The organism is Brenneria rubrifaciens, assembly GCF_005484945.1.
GTDB lineage: Bacteria > Pseudomonadota > Gammaproteobacteria > Enterobacterales > Enterobacteriaceae > Brenneria > Brenneria rubrifaciens.
In genome coordinates this window covers 3,608,399-3,625,542 of sequence record NZ_CP034035.1, presented here as the reverse complement: position 1 = coordinate 3,625,542, position 17,144 = coordinate 3,608,399, and the positions used below count along the sequence as shown (strand labels likewise).

The 17,144-nt window shown below is 52.4% G+C and carries 14 protein-coding genes and 4 tRNA genes; all 18 read left to right on the top strand.

All coding sequences use genetic code 11. The features are described from left to right. Positions 1-119: 119 nt before the first annotated feature. Positions 120-446 (top strand): thioredoxin TrxA, encoded by a 327-nt coding sequence (gene trxA, locus EH207_RS16160; protein WP_137714908.1) that lies wholly within the window; start codon positions 120-122, stop codon positions 444-446. Between the two features lie 419 nt (positions 447-865). Further along, a complete protein-coding gene (rho, locus tag EH207_RS16155) occupies positions 866-2,125 on the top strand; it encodes a transcription termination factor Rho (protein WP_109054855.1) in 1,260 nt (419 codons plus the stop codon). A gap of 327 nt (positions 2,126-2,452) precedes the next feature. Next, complete coding sequence (gene wecA, locus EH207_RS16150) at positions 2,453-3,535, top strand: UDP-N-acetylglucosamine--undecaprenyl-phosphate N-acetylglucosaminephosphotransferase (RefSeq protein WP_175413699.1); 1,083 nt, start codon at positions 2,453-2,455, stop codon at positions 3,533-3,535. Between the two features lie 21 nt (positions 3,536-3,556). Continuing rightward, complete coding sequence (wzzE, locus tag EH207_RS16145; RefSeq protein ID WP_137714906.1) at positions 3,557-4,603, top strand: ECA polysaccharide chain length modulation protein; 1,047 nt, start codon at positions 3,557-3,559, stop codon at positions 4,601-4,603. A 68-nt stretch (positions 4,604-4,671) separates the two neighbouring features. After that, entirely contained in the window at positions 4,672-5,793 is a 1,122-nt protein-coding gene (wecB, locus tag EH207_RS16140; protein ID WP_137714905.1) for a non-hydrolyzing UDP-N-acetylglucosamine 2-epimerase, read from the top strand. Between the two features lie 121 nt (positions 5,794-5,914). Beyond that, a complete protein-coding gene (wecC, locus tag EH207_RS16135) occupies positions 5,915-7,177 on the top strand; it encodes a UDP-N-acetyl-D-mannosamine dehydrogenase (RefSeq protein ID WP_137714904.1) in 1,263 nt (420 codons plus the stop codon). Next, positions 7,174-8,244, top strand: coding sequence for a dTDP-glucose 4,6-dehydratase (gene rffG / locus EH207_RS16130; RefSeq protein WP_137714903.1), 1,071 nt, complete (start codon positions 7,174-7,176; stop codon positions 8,242-8,244). Before wecC ends, rffG begins: the two co-directional genes overlap by 4 nt. 29 nt (positions 8,245-8,273) lie before the next feature. After that, the gene (gene rffC, locus EH207_RS16125) at positions 8,274-9,032 is read left to right on the top strand and encodes a dTDP-4-amino-4,6-dideoxy-D-galactose acyltransferase (RefSeq protein WP_137714902.1); all 759 of its coding nucleotides are present in this window, start codon (positions 8,274-8,276) and stop codon (positions 9,030-9,032) included. Between the two features lie 4 nt (positions 9,033-9,036). Beyond that, the gene (rffA, locus tag EH207_RS16120; protein WP_137714901.1) at positions 9,037-10,167 is read left to right on the top strand and encodes a dTDP-4-amino-4,6-dideoxygalactose transaminase; all 1,131 of its coding nucleotides are present in this window, start codon (positions 9,037-9,039) and stop codon (positions 10,165-10,167) included. 1 nt (position 10,168) lies between these two features. Then, entirely contained in the window at positions 10,169-11,419 is a 1,251-nt protein-coding gene (gene wzxE / locus EH207_RS16115) for a lipid III flippase WzxE (protein ID WP_137714900.1), read from the top strand. Beyond that, entirely contained in the window at positions 11,416-12,501 is a 1,086-nt protein-coding gene (locus tag EH207_RS16110; RefSeq protein WP_137714899.1) for a TDP-N-acetylfucosamine:lipid II N-acetylfucosaminyltransferase, read from the top strand. The genes wzxE and EH207_RS16110 overlap by 4 nt, the downstream gene beginning before the upstream one ends. Then, entirely contained in the window at positions 12,498-13,883 is a 1,386-nt protein-coding gene (gene wzyE / locus EH207_RS16105; RefSeq protein WP_137714898.1) for an ECA oligosaccharide polymerase, read from the top strand. The genes EH207_RS16110 and wzyE overlap by 4 nt, the downstream gene beginning before the upstream one ends. 10 nt (positions 13,884-13,893) lie before the next feature. Beyond that, the gene (gene wecG, locus EH207_RS16100) at positions 13,894-14,634 is read left to right on the top strand and encodes a lipopolysaccharide N-acetylmannosaminouronosyltransferase (RefSeq protein ID WP_137714897.1); all 741 of its coding nucleotides are present in this window, start codon (positions 13,894-13,896) and stop codon (positions 14,632-14,634) included. Between the two features lie 284 nt (positions 14,635-14,918). Beyond that, positions 14,919-16,310 carry a bifunctional threonine/serine APC transporter ThrP gene (gene thrP, locus EH207_RS16095; RefSeq protein ID WP_137714896.1) on the top strand — a complete coding sequence of 464 codons (1,392 nt, stop codon included), beginning with the start codon at positions 14,919-14,921 and terminating at the stop codon, positions 16,308-16,310. Positions 16,311-16,449: 139 nt separating this feature from the next. Beyond that, positions 16,450-16,526: transfer RNA gene (locus EH207_RS16090), tRNA-Arg, on the top strand. An 88-nt stretch (positions 16,527-16,614) separates the two neighbouring features. After that, positions 16,615-16,690, top strand: a tRNA-His gene (locus tag EH207_RS16085). A gap of 28 nt (positions 16,691-16,718) precedes the next feature. After that, positions 16,719-16,805, top strand: a tRNA-Leu gene (locus EH207_RS16080). A gap of 47 nt (positions 16,806-16,852) precedes the next feature. Further along, positions 16,853-16,929 (top strand) — tRNA-Pro (locus tag EH207_RS16075). The last annotated feature ends 215 nt before the right edge of the window (positions 16,930-17,144 follow it).

Here is a 17,144-nt window from a genome sequence, read left to right as displayed (position 1 = left end):
AGTGTGATAGAATATCAGCTAACTATTGCTTTACGAAAGCGTATCCGGTGAAATAAAGTCAACCTTGTTGTTGGTTAATGCTACACCAACAAGGTAAAGATAATCCTGTGGAGTAAAACATGAGCGATAAAATTATTCACCTGACCGATGACTGTTTCGATACGAAAGTATTGCAGGCTGAGGGCGTAACCCTGGTTGATTTCTGGGCTGAGTGGTGTGGTCCCTGTAAAATGATCGCTCCAATTCTGGATGAAATTGCAGAAGAGTTCTACGATAAACTGACGGTTGCCAAGCTCAATATTGATGAGAATCCGGCGACTGCGCCGAAATACGGTATTCGTGGTATTCCTACTCTGCTGTTGTTTAAGAATGGCGAAGTGGCGGCGACCAAAGTGGGTGCGCTGTCTAAAGGACAATTGAAAGAGTTCCTGACCGCCAACCTGTAATTCGTCTTGTATTTCCATTCCTGAGGGTGGCAGCCAACATGAGTAATTCTCTATTGACCGCTTGCCGCCCATCAGGAAGCGTGTTAGATTCATCAATACTGCATATCGTACTTACCTACGTTTGAGCCCTTAAGCTTAAACCTGAAAGTTTGAATCTAAAGTATTATTCTGTGCCAAAACCGGAAAGTCATTGATTTACAAAAACGTTTGTTACTGGTTTGGGCAATCTAATAGTTTTAAAATAATTGGTTTTAGTATCTTCGATCCCTTGCTGTCGTTTTGCGCAGACTCTGCATGCGTTAAGAACGCAACAAAACGGGGGTTCGGTGGTTGAAGGTTATTATAGAGGCACGGATGACCCTGCCATACCATTCACGTTAATAGTTCGAGATTTACCCCGAGTTTAAGAACCCACCACTATGAATCTTACCGAATTAAAGAATACGCCAGTTTCTGAGTTGATTACTCTTGGCGAAAATATGGGACTGGAAAACCTCGCTCGCATGCGCAAGCAGGATATTATTTTTGCCATTCTCAAGCAACACGCGAAAAGTGGCGAGGATATTTTCGGCGACGGTGTGCTGGAGATATTGCAGGATGGCTTCGGCTTCCTCCGTTCAGCAGACAGTTCCTACCTTGCCGGTCCTGATGATATCTATGTTTCCCCCAGCCAAATCCGCCGTTTTAACCTTCGTACTGGTGACACCATTTCAGGAAAAATTCGCCCGCCGAAAGAAGGCGAACGCTATTTTGCCCTGCTGAAAGTTAACGAAGTCAATTACGACAAACCAGAAAACGCCCGCAGTAAAATCCTGTTTGAAAACCTTACTCCCCTGCACGCGAATTCCCGCCTGCGTATGGAGCGGGGTAATGGATCCACAGAAGATTTGACGGCCCGCGTACTGGATTTGGCAGCGCCTATCGGCCGCGGTCAGCGTGGTCTGATCGTAGCTCCGCCGAAAGCGGGTAAAACAATGCTGCTGCAAAACATCGCACAAAGCATTGCCTACAACCATCCTGACTGTGTGCTGATGGTGCTGTTGATTGACGAGCGCCCGGAAGAAGTGACCGAGATGCAGCGTCTGGTCAAAGGAGAAGTCGTTGCTTCTACCTTTGATGAACCGGCTTCCCGCCATGTTCAGGTTGCCGAAATGGTCATCGAAAAAGCGAAGCGTCTGGTTGAACATAAAAAAGACGTCATCATTCTGCTGGATTCCATCACACGTCTGGCGCGTGCATATAACACTGTGGTGCCTGCTTCCGGTAAAGTATTGACCGGTGGTGTGGACGCCAACGCCCTGCATCGTCCAAAACGCTTCTTTGGCGCCGCCCGAAACGTTGAAGAAGGCGGTAGTTTAACGATCATTGCCACCGCACTGGTTGATACCGGATCGAAAATGGACGAAGTGATTTACGAAGAGTTTAAAGGCACCGGTAACATGGAGCTGCATCTCGCGCGTAAAATTGCTGAAAAACGTGTATTCCCGGCTATCGATTACAACCGGTCCGGTACGCGTAAAGAAGAATTGCTTACCACGTCTGAAGAACTTCAGAAAATGTGGATTCTGCGCAAGATCATTCACCCGATGGGTGAGATTGACGCGATGGAGTTCTTGATTAACAAGTTGGCGATGACCAAAACTAACGATGAATTCTTCGATATGATGAAGCGTTCGTAAAGCACAGATGAACTCGGGGAACGCCACGCAGGGTCGTGGCGTTTTTTATATCTGTACCGGTAAATGGGGCGTTATTTGAACCATTTAAGGTAATAAACTGCGTTCTTTTAGACTATGCTGACCGCCAGGAGGCAGGCTTATCCTATTCGAGTTGCAGGACAACACGTTGTCGTTTTGAACAACGCATATGCAGCTTGAAGTATGATGAGTCGATGTGATGTTGCCTTGCTGAATGGAGAAGTATCATTGCGATTGGTAGTATTCAAGGCGTAAACCGAGCATATATTAAGCAGCCACAGCGAGCTGTGAACGGTGAATTTACTCATTATGAGTATCGAATTATTAATCATTTTCCTGTTTTCTCTGGGCTTCCTGTTTTTTGCTCGCCAGGTGGCGAAAAAGATAGGGCTTGTCGATCGCCCGAACTACCGTAAACGGCACCGGGGAGTAATTCCTTTGGTTGGCGGAATTTCCGTGTACGCCGGGATTTGCTTTACCTTTCTGATCACCGATTTCTACATTCCCAATTTCCGACTTTACCTGTTTTGCGCCGGTGTGCTGGTGTTTGTCGGCGCGCTGGACGACCGTTTTGATATCAGCGTGAAGATCCGAGCTGTCGTGCAGGCATGCGTCGCGGCCATCATGATGGGATTCGCAGGACTCTCCTTACATAATCTGGGAAACATTTTGGGGCCGTGGCAAATGGGACTGGGGCCTTTTAGTTATCTGTTCACGCTGTTTGCGGTCTGGGCCGCAATAAATGCCTTCAACATGGTCGACGGGATTGACGGATTATTGGGCGGATTATCCAGCGTCTCGTTTGGTGCGATGGGGATATTGCTCTATCTGAACGGCCATATGAATCTGGCACTGTGGTGCTTTGCCATGATCGCCGCTACGCTACCCTACATTCTACTGAATCTCGGCGTTTTCGGTAAACGCTTCAAGGTGTTCATGGGCGATGCCGGGAGCACGATGATCGGTTTCACGGCGATTTGGATACTGATTCAGACCACACAAGGTAACCAGCATCCGATCAATCCAGTTACCGCATTATGGATTATCGCGATCCCTCTCATTGATATGATTGCGATTATGTATCGCCGCTTACGTAAGGGGATGAGCCCGTTTTCTCCCGACCGCCAGCATATTCATCATTTAATGATGCGGGCGGGCTTTACGTCCCGGCAGGCTTTTGTATTGATTACATTAGCAGCAGCACTACTGGCGGCGATCGGCGTACTTGGAGAATATCTCTCTTTTGTTCCAGAATGGACTATGTTGGCATTATTCTTGCTAGTGTTTTTGCTCTATGGCTACTGCCTGAAACGCGCATGGCGAGTCGCGCGTTTTATTAAGCGAATCAAACGCCGCATGCGGCATACCGATGAGCAGAAGCTGTTACCTTGACCAAATAACGTTGGGGAAGTAATGAAATCAGAGAACCTGTCTACCATGGATACGTTAGTCGATAATGAGTTGGACATTCGCAGCTTAGCTCGCGCGCTGTGGCGCGGTAAGCTTTGGATCATCGCTGTTGCGTTGCTGTTTGGCGCGACGGCTTTACTCTATTCCTACTTGGTAAAACAGGCGTGGAGTGCGATGGCGATTACCGATAAACCGACGGTAACGATGTTAGGCGGGTACTATTCGCAGCAGCAGTTTCTGCGCAATCTGGATGCGAAAGCCTTTTCTGTCCCGCAATCGGAACAGCCTTCTATTTCCGCCGATGTTTATAATGAGTTCATCATGCAACTGGCGGCATATGACACCCGCCGGGATTTCTGGTTGCAGACCGACTATTACAAACAGCGTCAGGAAGGGGACGTGAAGGCTGATGCCGCGCTGCTGGATGAGTTGGTGAATAATATTCAGTTTACGCCGCGTGATGAGGCTAAAAAAATCCTTGATACGGTGAAGCTGGTCGCGGAAACGCCCGCCGATGCCAATACATTACTTCGTCAGTATGTGGCGTTTGCCAGTCAACATGCGGCGGGCCACTTGAATGAAGAGATCATGGGCGCATGGGCGGCCAGAACCATTTTTATCAAGTCGCAGATCAAGCGGCAGGAAGCCGTCGCCAGGGCGATTTATGAACGTGAAATCCGTAGCGTCGAACAGGCGCTGAAAATCGCCCAGCAGCAAGGCATAAGCCGTAGCCAGACCGATACGCCGACGGATGAGCTGCCGGCATCAGAAATGTTTTTACTGGGAAGGCCAATGTTGCAGGCACGTCTGGAGTCTTTGCAAGTCAGCGGGCCGCACTATGATCTCGAGTACGATCAAAATCGCGCCATGCTGACCACTCTGAATGTCGGGCCTACACTTGACGCCGATTTCCAGACCTACCGTTACTTGCGTACGCCAGAAGAACCGGTGAAGCGTGATAGTCCGCGCCGCGCTTTTCTGATGGTGATGTGGGGAATGATCGGTGCCTTAGTGGGCGCAGGTTTTGCTTTGTTACGCCGTCCACGTTAATCAGCTTGTTGATTGACATCCGATTCGCAGTCAAAAGTCTGCGTCTAACCTGACTAAAGAGATTCGCTGTGAAAGTGTTGACTGTTTTCGGCACCCGGCCGGAGGCCATTAAAATGGCGCCGCTGGTTCATGCCCTGTCTCAAGATGAAGCTCTTGAATTGAGAGTTTGCGTAACGGCCCAGCATCGGGAGATGTTGGATCAGGTATTGCGCTTGTTCAGTATTACGCCAGATTACGATCTGAATATCATGCAGCCTGGACAGAGTCTCTGTGAGATATCCTGTCGCATTCTGGCGGGGCTTGAGCCGGTTATGGCGGAATTTAAACCCGATCTGGTGCTGGTGCACGGCGACACCACCACCACACTCGCCACCAGTCTGGCTGCGTTTTATCAACGTATTCCCGTTGGGCATGTGGAGGCCGGGCTGCGTACCGGCAATCTCTATTCTCCCTGGCCGGAAGAGGCTAACCGGAAGCTGACCGGCCATCTGGCCATGTACCATTTTGCGCCAACGGAAAATGCCCGTCAGAATCTACTGCGCGAGAATTTGTCGGATCGGCATATTGTGGTTACCGGGAATACGGTGATAGATGCGTTGTTCTGGGTACGGGATCGCATCATCAGCGATACGGACTTGTATCGCCGTCTGGACCAGCAATACGCTTTTCTGGATGAAAGTAAGAAGCTGATTCTGGTTACCGGGCACCGCCGTGAAAGTTTTGGCGGCGGTTTTGAGCGCATATGCAGTGCGTTGGCCGATATCGCCAGACGGCATCCAAACGTACAGGTGGTTTACCCGGTACATCTTAATCCGAATGTCAGTGAGCCAGTGAACCGTATTCTGAGCGGTATCGCCAACGTGAAGCTGATTGCTCCGCAGGACTATCTGCCGTTTGTTTATCTGATGAATCGTTCGTATATGATTTTGACCGATTCTGGCGGGATTCAGGAAGAGGCGCCGTCATTAGGCAAGCCGGTGCTGGTTATGCGTGAAACCACCGAGCGTCCCGAGGCGATCGAGGCCGGGACGGTGAGATTGGTGGGGACCGACGTGGTGAAGATTGTGGATACGGTTTCCCTGCTTCTGACCGATGAAAATGAATACCAGGCCATGAGCCGCGCACACAATCCTTATGGTGATGGTCAGGCCTGCCAGCGAATTATCGAAGCGTTAAAACGTTCACGCTAGTCCATGCTCGATTAAGCGGCCCGAAAGGGTGGCCATTCAGCCCGCTGTAAAAACCGCCGCTTGCGGCGGCTCGAAGAGGGACGGGCAGGAAACTGACCGTCAAAGAATACCAGGTGAGACTATGAGTTTTGACACAATTTCCGTTATTGGACTGGGTTACATCGGTTTGCCGACCGCGGCGGCGTTTGCGTCTCGGAAAAAAAATGTGGTGGGTATTGATGTCAACAAACAGGCGGTAGACACCATTAACCGGGGGGAGATTCATATTGTCGAGCCGGATTTGGACACGCTGGTAAACGCGGCGGTAAAAAACGGCTATTTGCAGGCATTGAGCAGGCCCGTTGCGGCAGATGCTTTTCTGATTGCCGTGCCGACGCCTTTCAAGGACGATCATGAACCCGACATGTGCTATGTACAAGCTGCGGCGGAGTCGATTGCTCCCGTACTGAAAAAGGGCGACCTGGTGGTTCTGGAATCCACCTCGCCTGTCGGTGCAACCGAGCAGATGGCGGCGTGGCTGGCTCAGGCCCGTCCTGACCTGACTTTCCCGCAGCAGGCGGGCGCGGCGGCGGACATCAACATCGCCTACTGTCCTGAGCGCGTTTTGCCGGGGCAGGTGATGGTCGAATTGATTAAAAACGATCGGGTCATTGGCGGTATGACGCCGGCGTGTTCCGCCAGGGCCAGCGAACTATACAAAATCTTCCTTGAAGGTGAGTGTGTAGTTACTAACTCCCGGACGGCCGAAATGTGCAAGCTGACGGAAAATAGCTTTCGTGATGTCAACATTGCGTTCGCCAATGAGCTATCGCTGATTTGTGCCGAGCAGAATATTAACGTATGGGAACTTATCCGATTGGCAAACCGCCATCCGCGCGTCAATATTCTGCAACCCGGTCCTGGTGTGGGCGGGCACTGCATAGCCGTGGACCCCTGGTTTATCGTGGCTCAGAATCCGCAACAGGCGAGACTCATCCACACGGCCAGGCTGGTGAATGACGGCAAACCGCTGTGGGTCGTCGATCGGGTTAAAGCGGCGGTGGCCGATTATCTGGCTCAGACCGACAAACGCGCCAGCGAAGTCACGATAGCCTGCTTTGGCCTGGCGTTTAAGCCGGATATTGACGACCTGCGTGAAAGCCCGGCGGCGGAAATTACGGAAATGATTGCGCAGTGGCACACGGGGAGCACGCTGGCGGTAGAGCCCAACGTGAAACAACTGCCCGCAGCGCTGGCCGGGCATGTACAGTTGGCCGATACCGCGTCGGCGTTAGGGGATGCCGATGTGCTGGTGATGCTGGTCGATCACCGACAGTTTAAAACGATAAACCCCGAAGAGATCAAACAAAAGTGGGTGATTGATACAAAAGGAGTGTGGCGTTGAAACGCGTTTTAATTACCGGCGGTGCCGGATTTATTGGTTCAGCGTTGGTAAGGCATATTCTGACCGAAACGCCGGATAGCGTAGTGGTGGTGGACAAACTCACCTACGCCGGCAACCTGTCTTCTCTGGCGCCGGTAGTGGGCAGCGACCGTTTTGCTTTTGAACCGGTTGATATTGGCGATCGGGCGGCGCTGGATCGGGTGTTTGCCGACTATCAGCCTGAGAGGGTGATGCATCTGGCGGCGGAAAGTCATGTCGATCGCTCTATTGATGCTCCGGCGGCATTCATCGAAACTAATATAGTGGGCACTTACAATCTACTGGAAGCGGCACGCTGCTATTGGCAAAGTATGGCGGCGGCGGCAAAAGAAGCGTTCCGCTTTCACCACATCTCAACCGATGAAGTGTTTGGCGATTTGCACGGTACTGACGATCTGTTTACGGAAACGACGCCTTATGCGCCGAGCAGCCCTTACTCGGCGTCTAAAGCCGCCAGCGACCATCTTGTACGCGCCTGGCTGCGCACCTACGGTCTGCCGACCATTATCACCAACTGCTCCAACAACTATGGCCCTTACCATTTCCCTGAGAAACTGATTCCGCTGGCGATCCTGAATGCGATCGCCGGTAAACCACTGCCGGTTTATGGGGATGGGACCCAGGTCCGCGACTGGCTGTTTGTAGAAGATCATGCTCGCGCACTCTATAAAGTGGCTACGGAAGGCAAGGTGGGGGAAACCTATAACATCGGTGGTCATAACGAGCGTAGAAACATTGAAGTCGTCCAGACGATCTGTGACCTTCTGGAACAACTGGCGCCGAATAAACCCGCTGGTGTGCAGCGCTATCGCGATTTAATCACCTATGTGAAAGATCGTCCCGGCCATGATATGCGTTACGCCATCGACGCGGGTAAAATTGAACGCGAGCTGGGCTGGCGGCCACAGGAAACGTTTGAAACCGGTATGAGAAAAACCGTCAACTGGTATCTGGATAATGAACCTTGGTGGCGCAGCGTGCAGGACGGCTCCTACACCGGCGAGCGTTTGGGGCTGAAGGCTGACTGATGCTGATTCATGCGAGATAAGGAGCGGACATGAAAAATTCTGGCCTCATTCCGACGGAGCAGAAGCAAACGTCCTCAGACGCGCCTGCGATCCGCGCCACGATTGAACCGCTTAATTGGGAAAGTGAATTTTTCAACCTGGCTAGCGGCAAGCTGAATTTTTCGTCTTCCGCGCCTGTCTTGACGTCAGCGGCGCTGGACCGCTATGGGCTGACGCAGGCTAAGATACCGGCAGATAATCTGGTGCTGGCGGATGCTTTGGCTGATGCCGGTTTTCGTCTGGTGGAAGGTGAGGTGGATCTCTGCTTATCACTGGATGACACGCCGACGGCGACGGCATTGCCTCGCTTGCGCGTGGCCGACAGCGCTGATATCCCGATGTTGCGGCAGGCCGCAGCACAGGTTTTCTCCCTGAGCCGTTTTCGCGCTCCCTGGTATCAGCCCGCCGACAGCGGCCGTTTTTATGCCCAGTGGATAGAAAATGCCGTGCTCGGCGCGTTTGATAACCTGTGTCTGCTGGTGGAAAACGAGGCCGGGCAGCCACAAGGCTGGGTGACGATTCGTCAGCTTGGCGATGCACAAGCGCGTATCGGGCTACTCGGCGTCTTTCCGGGCGTCGCTGTTCGCGGCGTGGGTTCACAACTGATGTCGGTGGCGGAAATGTGGTGCCGCCAGCAGGGGATACAACGTTTACAGATCGCGACACAGGTCGGTAATGTGGCGGCGCTGCGTCTTTATCTTCGCCGCGGTGCCCGGGTTGAGAACACGGCTTATTGGCTATACAGGTGATCACATGATTCCGTTTAATGCGCCTCCGATCGTAGGTACTGAGCTTGATTATATGCAGGCTGCCATGAGTAGCGGCAAACTGTGCGGCGACGGTGGTTTTACCCGTCGCTGTCAGCAGTGGCTGGAGCACTATTCCGGCAGCCAGAAAGTCCTGTTGACGCCATCTTGTACCGCCTCACTGGAAATGGCGGCCATCTTGCTGGGTATCAAACCCGGCGATGAAGTCATCATGCCGAGTTATACCTTTGTTTCGACCGCCAACGCTTTTGTGCTGCGCGGCGCCAGAATCGTGTTTGTCGATATTCGCCCGGATACCATGAATATTGATGAAACAAAAATCGAAGCCGCGATTACCGATAAAACGCGCATCATTGTACCGGTTCATTACGCGGGTGTGGCGTGCGAGATGGACGTCATCATGGCGCTGGCGAAAAAATACGATCTCTTTGTGGTTGAAGATGCGGCGCAGGGCATGATGTCGAGCTACAAAGGACGCGTACTGGGTTCGATTGGTCATATCGGCTGTTTTAGCTTCCATGAAACCAAGAATTACACCTCTGGCGGTGAAGGCGGGGCGACGCTGATTAATGACCCTGATCTGATTGAACGTGCGGAAATCGTGCGTGAAAAAGGCACCAACCGCAGCCAGTTTTTCCGGGGGCAGGTCGATAAGTACACCTGGCGGGATATCGGCTCCAGCTATCTGATGGCGGATATTCAGGCCGCTTACCTGTGGGCCCAGTTGGAGGCGGCCCGGCCGATTAACGAACGCCGTTTACGACTGTGGCAGAACTATTACGCCGCATTCAAATCGCTGGCGGATGGCGGCCGCATTACATTGCCGACGGTGCCGGCCAACTGTATTCACAACGCGCACATGTTTTATATCAAGCTGCGCGATGCGGAAGATCGGCGCGACTTTATCAACGCGATGAAAGAAGCCGAAATCCTGACGGTTTTTCATTATATTCCGCTGCATGACAGCCCTGCCGGGCTGAACTTCGGACTGTTTTCGGGTGAAGATCGTTATACCACGCAAGAAAGTGAATGTCTGGTGCGTCTGCCGCTCTTCTACAACCTGTCTGACGTCAATCAGCGTACGGTAATCAACACCATCCTGAGTTTCTTCTCCTGATATGTCGCTGGCGAAAGCATCCGTCTGGACTGCGTGCTCCACGCTGATCAAAATCGGCGCAGGGCTAATCGTGATCAAGCTGCTGGCGGTGGCATTCGGCCCTGGCGGGGTCGGGCAGGCGGGTAATTTTCGCCAGTTAATTACCGTATTGGGTGTTTTGTCCGGGGCGGGTATTTTTAACGGTGTGACCAAGTACGTAGCCGACTATCATCAGCAGCCGAACCGATTAACGCCCTTGCTCGGCACCGCCGTCTCGCTGGTGCTGGGTTTTTCCACGCTGTTGGCGGCGGTGTTGCTGTTTGCCGCGGTGCCTGTCGCCAACGCGTTGTTTGGGCACGATGACTACCAGGATGTGGTGCGGGCGCTGGCTTTTATCCAGATGGGTATCGCTTACGCCAACCTGTTTCTGGCGATCCTGAAAGGCTACCGTGACGCTATCGGGAATGCACTGGCGATCATCTGCGGCAGCCTGATTGGTCTGGTTGCCTACTGGTTGTGTTTTACGCTGGGCGGATACCCTGGCGCACTGGCGGGGTTGGCGCTGGTGCCGTCGCTGGTGGTGGCGCCCGCCGGCTGGCTGATGTTGCGGCGCACGCCGATTTTATTGGCGTCGTTGAAACCTGCCTGGGACAAGTCTCTGGCGGGTCAGCTTGGCAAATTTACCCTGATGGCGTTGATGACCGCGGTGACGCTGCCTGTGGCGTATATTATGATGCGTAACCTGCTGGCCGAGCATGACGGCTGGGACGCTGTCGGCATCTGGCAGGGCGTCAGTACTATTTCCGATGCTTATCTGCAATTCATCACCGCATCGTTCACGGTTTATCTGCTGCCGACGCTCTCACGCTTGACGGATAAAACCGCACTGACGCAGGAAATCGTCCGGTCACTGAAGTTTGTTTTACCGGTGGCCGCCGCGGTCAGTTTTAGCGTCTGGTTGCTGCGCGATTTTGCTATCTGGCTGTTGTTCTCCAGCCAGTTTACCGCGATGAGAGATTTATTCGCCTGGCAACTGGTGGGCGATGTGATGAAAGTGGGTGCTTACGTATTTGGTTATCTGGTGATCGCCAAAGCCGCACTGCGTTTTTATCTGCTGACCGAGGCGAGCCAGTTCCTGCTGCTCACCGGATTTGCGCACTGGCTGATCCCCATCAATGGCGCGTTGGGGGCGGCGCAGGCGTACATGGCAACGTATCTGGTCTATTTTTTACTTTGTTGTGGCGTTTTCATTATTTACCGTAGGCGAACATGACGACACTGATTCATGTCCTGGGATCTGATATCCCGCATCATAACCAGACAGTTTTGCGTTTCTTTAATGATGTTCTGGCAGCCGAATTGCCGGGGCAGCAGGTGTGCCATTTTATGGCGGCGGCGCGTGAGGCGTTGCCGCGGGCCGATTTTCCGGCACTCGATATTGAAATGTACGCGGATAAAAAGACGCTGGCGCGGGCGGTGATAGCGAAAGCAAAGGGCGATCGAAACACCCGTTTCTTTCTGCACGGGCAATTTAATCCCACGCTGTGGCTGGCGTTGCTGAGTGGTAAAATCAAGCCCGCGCAGGTCTATTGGCATATCTGGGGCGCGGACCTGTATGAAGAAGGCGCTGGCCTGAAGTATCGCCTGTTTTATCTGTTGCGCCGTATGGCGCAACACCGGGTCGGACACGTTTTTGCGACGCAGGGCGATTTGGCATGGTATCAGCAGCGGCACCCGCATGTGCCGACGTCCCTGCTTTACTTCCCGACGCGAATGAATCCCGCGTTGACGGGCATTGAGGTAGACAAGTCTCTGGCGGGGCCGCTGACGATTCTGGTGGGCAATTCAGGCGATCGCACCAATCGCCATCAGGAAGCGTTGCGCGCCATTCACCAGCAGTTCGGCGCCAATGTGCGGGTGATCGTGCCGATGGGCTATCCCGCCAATAACGCGGACTACATTGAGCAGGTTGAGAAAGAAGGGCTGGCGCTGTTCGGCGTGAAACATTTTCAGTTACTGAAAGACCAACTGGCGTTTGATGATTATCTGAATATGCTGCGCACCTGTGATTTGGGTTACTTTATTTTTGATCGTCAACAGGGCATCGGCACGCTGTGCCTGTTGATTCAGTTTGGCGTTCCCTTTGTGATTAGCCGCAAAAATCCGTTCTGGCAGGATTTGGCGCAGCAACATTTGCCGGTGCTTTTTTACGGCGATAGCCTGGACGAAGCGCTGGTGCGTGAAGCTCAGCGTCAACTGGCGTCCGTTAATAAGCATCGCATCGCGTTCTTTAGTCCTAATTATCTGCACGGTTGGCGGCAGGCGCTGGCGCTGGCAGTGGGAGAACCGACATGACGCTGGGACAATTTGGCGGCCTGTTTGTGGTTTACCTTATTTCGGTCATTTTTATCCTGACGCTGACCTGGCAGGAGTTTCGCCGCGTACGTTTTAACTTCAATGTTCTGTTCTCGCTGCTTTATCTGCTGACATTCTATTTTGGTTTTCCGTTCACCTGCGTGTTGGTCTTTCGCTTTGGCATTGAGGTGGCGCCCGTGCCGTATTTGCTACAGGCGCTGCTCTCCGCCACGGCGTTTTACGCGATTTACCATGTCAGCTATAAAACCCGCCTACGGCGGAAAACGGTAACCGTGCGTCCGCCGTTTCTTAGCATGAACCGAGTGGAAACCAATCTGACTTGGATGTTGCTGGCGCTGATCGCGGTAGCGACGGTGGGTATGTTCTTCCTTAACAACGGTTTTCTGCTATTCAAATTAAGCACTTACAACCAGATTTTTTCCAGCGAAGTTTCCGGCGTGGCATTGAAGCGCTTTTTCTATTTCTTTATTCCGTCCATGCTGGTGGTGTACTTCCTGCGTCAGACGCAGTCAGCCTGGCTGCTGTTTCTTATCGGGACGGTGGCATTTGGCATGCTGACGTATGTAATCGTCGGAGGCACGCGGGCGAATGTGATCATCGCGTTTGCCCTCTTCCTGTTTATTGGCATTGTGCGGGGCTGGGTAACCTTATGGATGCTGGCGGCGGCAGGGGTTTTCGGGATCGTGGGCATGTTCTGGCTGGCGCTCAAACGCTACGGCATGGATGTCAACGGCGATGAAGCATTTTATACTTTCCTGTACCTGACTCGCGATACCTTCTCGCCGTGGGAAAACCTGGCGTTGTTGTGGCAGAACTACGACAAGATAGATTTTCAAGGGATTGCGCCTATCGTACGCGATTTCTACGTGTTTATCCCTTCATGGCTGTGGCCCGAACGCCCCAATCTGGTACTGAACAGCGCCAACTACTTTACCTGGGATGTGTTGAATAACCATTCCGGGCTGGCCATTTCCCCAACGCTATTAGGCTCGCTGGTGGTGATGGGCGGGGTGCTGTTCATTCCGCTGGGCGCAATTGCCGTTGGGTTGATTATCAAGTGGTTCGACTGGGTTTACGAACAGGGCAGGAACGACGGTAATCGATATAAATCCGCGATTTTACAGGCGTTTTGCTTCGGGGCGGTGTTCAACATCATTGTCCTGACGCGTGAAGGGGTGGACGCGTTTGTTTCACGCGTGGTGTTTTTCTGCCTTGTCTTTGGCCTCTGCTTACTGCTGGCCAAATTACTGTATTGGCTGCTGGAAAGCGCGGGGTTAATCAGGCAACGTGCATTGTCTTCCCGGCAGCAGGCGGGAGCGTCAACCACGCCGCCGGTTTCGTCCTCTCGCGGGGTGCTGTAAGGGTTTAAGAATGAAAGAAAAAACCGTGATCCCACTGTATTCGATTCGGGGACTATCCATCCACGGATTTCGCCACATTGCACAGTTTGTCGACTATCTGTTTGCCGGGCATCGGGTGCAGACCGGCACGCTGGTGGCGATTAACGCTGAGAAAGTCTTGACCGCCGAGAAAGATGTCGCCCTGCGTACATTGCTGGATAAGGCTGAATTTAAATATGCGGACGGGATCAGCATTGTTCGTTCGATTCGCCGCAAATATCCGCAGGCTGATGTAAGCCGCATTGCCGGAGCCGATTTGTGGGAATCGCTGATGCAGAGGGCCGGTCAGGAAGGGACGCCGGTTTTCCTGATCGGTGGTAAGCCTGATGTGCTGGCACAAACGGCAGCGAAGCTTCGGGTGCAGTGGCGCGTCAATATTGTTGGCAGTCAGGATGGCTATTTCGCCCCGTCAGAGCGTGACGCATTGTTTGAGCGTGTCCGCGCCAGCAGTGCGCAGATTGTCACCGTGGCGATGGGGTCGCCGCGGCAGGAAATTCTGATGCGTGATTGCCGCAGCTATCACCCCGATGCGTTGTATATGGGGGTCGGCGGTACATATGATGTGTTTACCGGTCAGGTAAAGCGGGCGCCGCTGGTCTGGCAAAATTTGGGGCTGGAATGGCTTTATCGTTTGGTGTCTCAACCCGGCCGTATTTTCCGCCAGGTGAAGTTACTTAAATATGTTGCTTATCACTACAGCGGGCGTTTGTAGCTTTCCTTCTCATTAGCGCGGCGATCGCTTGCTTCAACCTTTCTCCTTAGCATATAAAACTATCTTTTTATGCTTATTTGGTTTTAATTGCCTATTTGCCAATCGATAAGAAATACAGAATCCTATTCATCGGTTTGTTGATCAAATCTGATGCGTGATTCCAATTCACATTGTTGTATCTTCGCAACCGCTAATTTACGGCAACGCACAGTGCGTTGGAGGCTGATAACAACAATAACCGGCAGACGCCGGGATAAACACAACACAGTAAGGACAGAAGATTTATGGCGGAAGATGTAAAACAGGAAAAGCTCCATCGGGGCTTGGAAGCGCGGCACATTGAGCTGATTGCGCTGGGCGGGACGATCGGCGTCGGGTTGTTTATGGGGGCGGCCAGTGCGCTAAAATGGGCAGGGCCATCGGTTTTGCTGGCCTATATCGTCGCGGGGATATTCGTTTTCTTTATCATGCGTTCAATGGGCGAGATGCTGTATCTGGAGCCTGTTGCGGGTTCCTTCGCGGTGTACGCCCATAAGTATATGAATCCTTTTTTCGGCTATCTCACCGCATGGGGTTATTGGTTCATGTGGATGGCTGTCGGGATCTCCGAAATCACGGCGATTGGGGTTTATGTGCAGTACTGGTTTCCCGAATTGCCGCAATGGATACCCGCGATTGCGGCGGTTGTACTTGTCGCAGGGGCAAATCTGGCGGCGGTACGTCTGTATGGTGAGATCGAGTTCTGGTTCGCGATGATTAAAATCACCACGATTATTGTGATGATCGTGGTCGGGCTGGGGGTGATTTTCTTCGGTTTCGGTAATTACGGGCAGGCGACCGGTTTAACCAATCTGACCGCGCACGGCGGTTTTCTTGCCGGCGGCTGGAAAGGTTTGCTGTTTGCGCTGTGTCTGGTCGTAGCGTCTTATCAGGGCGTTGAGCTGGTCGGCATCACGGCAGGTGAGGCCAAAAATCCGCAGGTGACGCTGAAGCGCGCCATCAATAATATTTTATGGCGCATTCTGATTTTCTACGTGGGCGCGATTTTTGTCATCGTGACCATCTTTCCGTGGAATGAAATCGGCACATCCGGCAGCCCATTTGTCCTGACCTTCGCAAAAATCGGCATCACCGCGGCGGCTGGGATCATTAATTTTGTCGTCCTGACGGCGGCGTTATCCGGTTGCAACAGCGGAATGTATAGCTGTGGGCGTATGCTTTATTCACTGGCTAATAACCGTCAACTGCCTGCATGGTTGGGTAAAGTGACGGCCAGTGGCGTCCCGGCGGCCGGCGTCACAATTTCTATTCTCTGCCTGTTGGCGGGTTCGCTGCTTAATTACATTATCCCGAATCCAGAAAAGGTATTTGTTTATGTGTATAGTGCCAGCGTGTTGCCGGGGATGGTGCCGTGGTTTGTGGTGCTGATTAGCCAACTGCGTTTTCGTGAGCAGCATCGCGCGGCTTTAATGAACCATCCGTTCAAATCTGTGTTTTTCCCCTGGATGAACTATTTGACGATGGCGTTTTTGCTGTGTGTTCTGGTGGGGATGTACATAAATATTGATACGCGTATGTCATTACTTGTCGGTATGGCGTTTTTGGCGTTGGTCAGCCTGTGTTATTTTGCGCTGGGGCTGGGTAATAAAGGAGTGATTATCGGGGCAAAATCGTAGTTTTTCGGGGAGGGGAAAACGGATTTGTACGTTATTTAACGTGAAATGAGCAAAGCATAAGCAAACACAACATTTCGATAAAAAAGCACTAGACAGGCACCTGCTAAATACGTAGTATCCCCTCCCGCAACGGCGCTAAGCGCCCGTAGCTCAGCTGGATAGAGCGCTGCCCTCCGGAGGCAGAGGTCTCAGGTTCGAATCCTGTCGGGCGCACCACTAAGTTGTGTGCAAGAGCTGCGGTGGTACATTTACCCCGTAAAGTAAGTACCGCGTAATAAAGCAGTAAAAGTCAGCGTGGTTTATGGTGGCTATAGCTCAGTTGGTAGAGCCCTGGATTGTGATTCCAGTTGTCGTGGGTTCGAGTCCCATTAGCCACCCCAGACTGAAGCGTTTGTGATATAGGGTTATGCGAAGGTGGCGGAATTGGTAGACGCGCTAGCTTCAGGTGTTAGTGTCTTAACGGACGTGAGGGTTCAAGTCCCTCTCTTCGCACCACACAGACGACAAGCATCCGTGATGCTTAAGCAATAAAGCAGTGCATTCGGCGAGTAGCGCAGCTTGGTAGCGCAACTGGTTTGGGACCAGTGGGTCGGAGGTTCGAATCCTCTCTCGCCGACCAACTTCAGAGAAAAGCATATCGAAAGATGTGCTTTTTTTTCGTCTGCATCGGTTTTGACGTCACCGCGCTATTGCCCTGCCGCTAAACCATTCAAGGCGTGGTGGGGTTTCCATCATCATAACTTTTAATAAAACTTTTTGATCTATGATAGATCCCGAAGGTATAAGCCACCTAATTTGCACATGTTATATTTTTAAAGATTAAAAACAAGACAT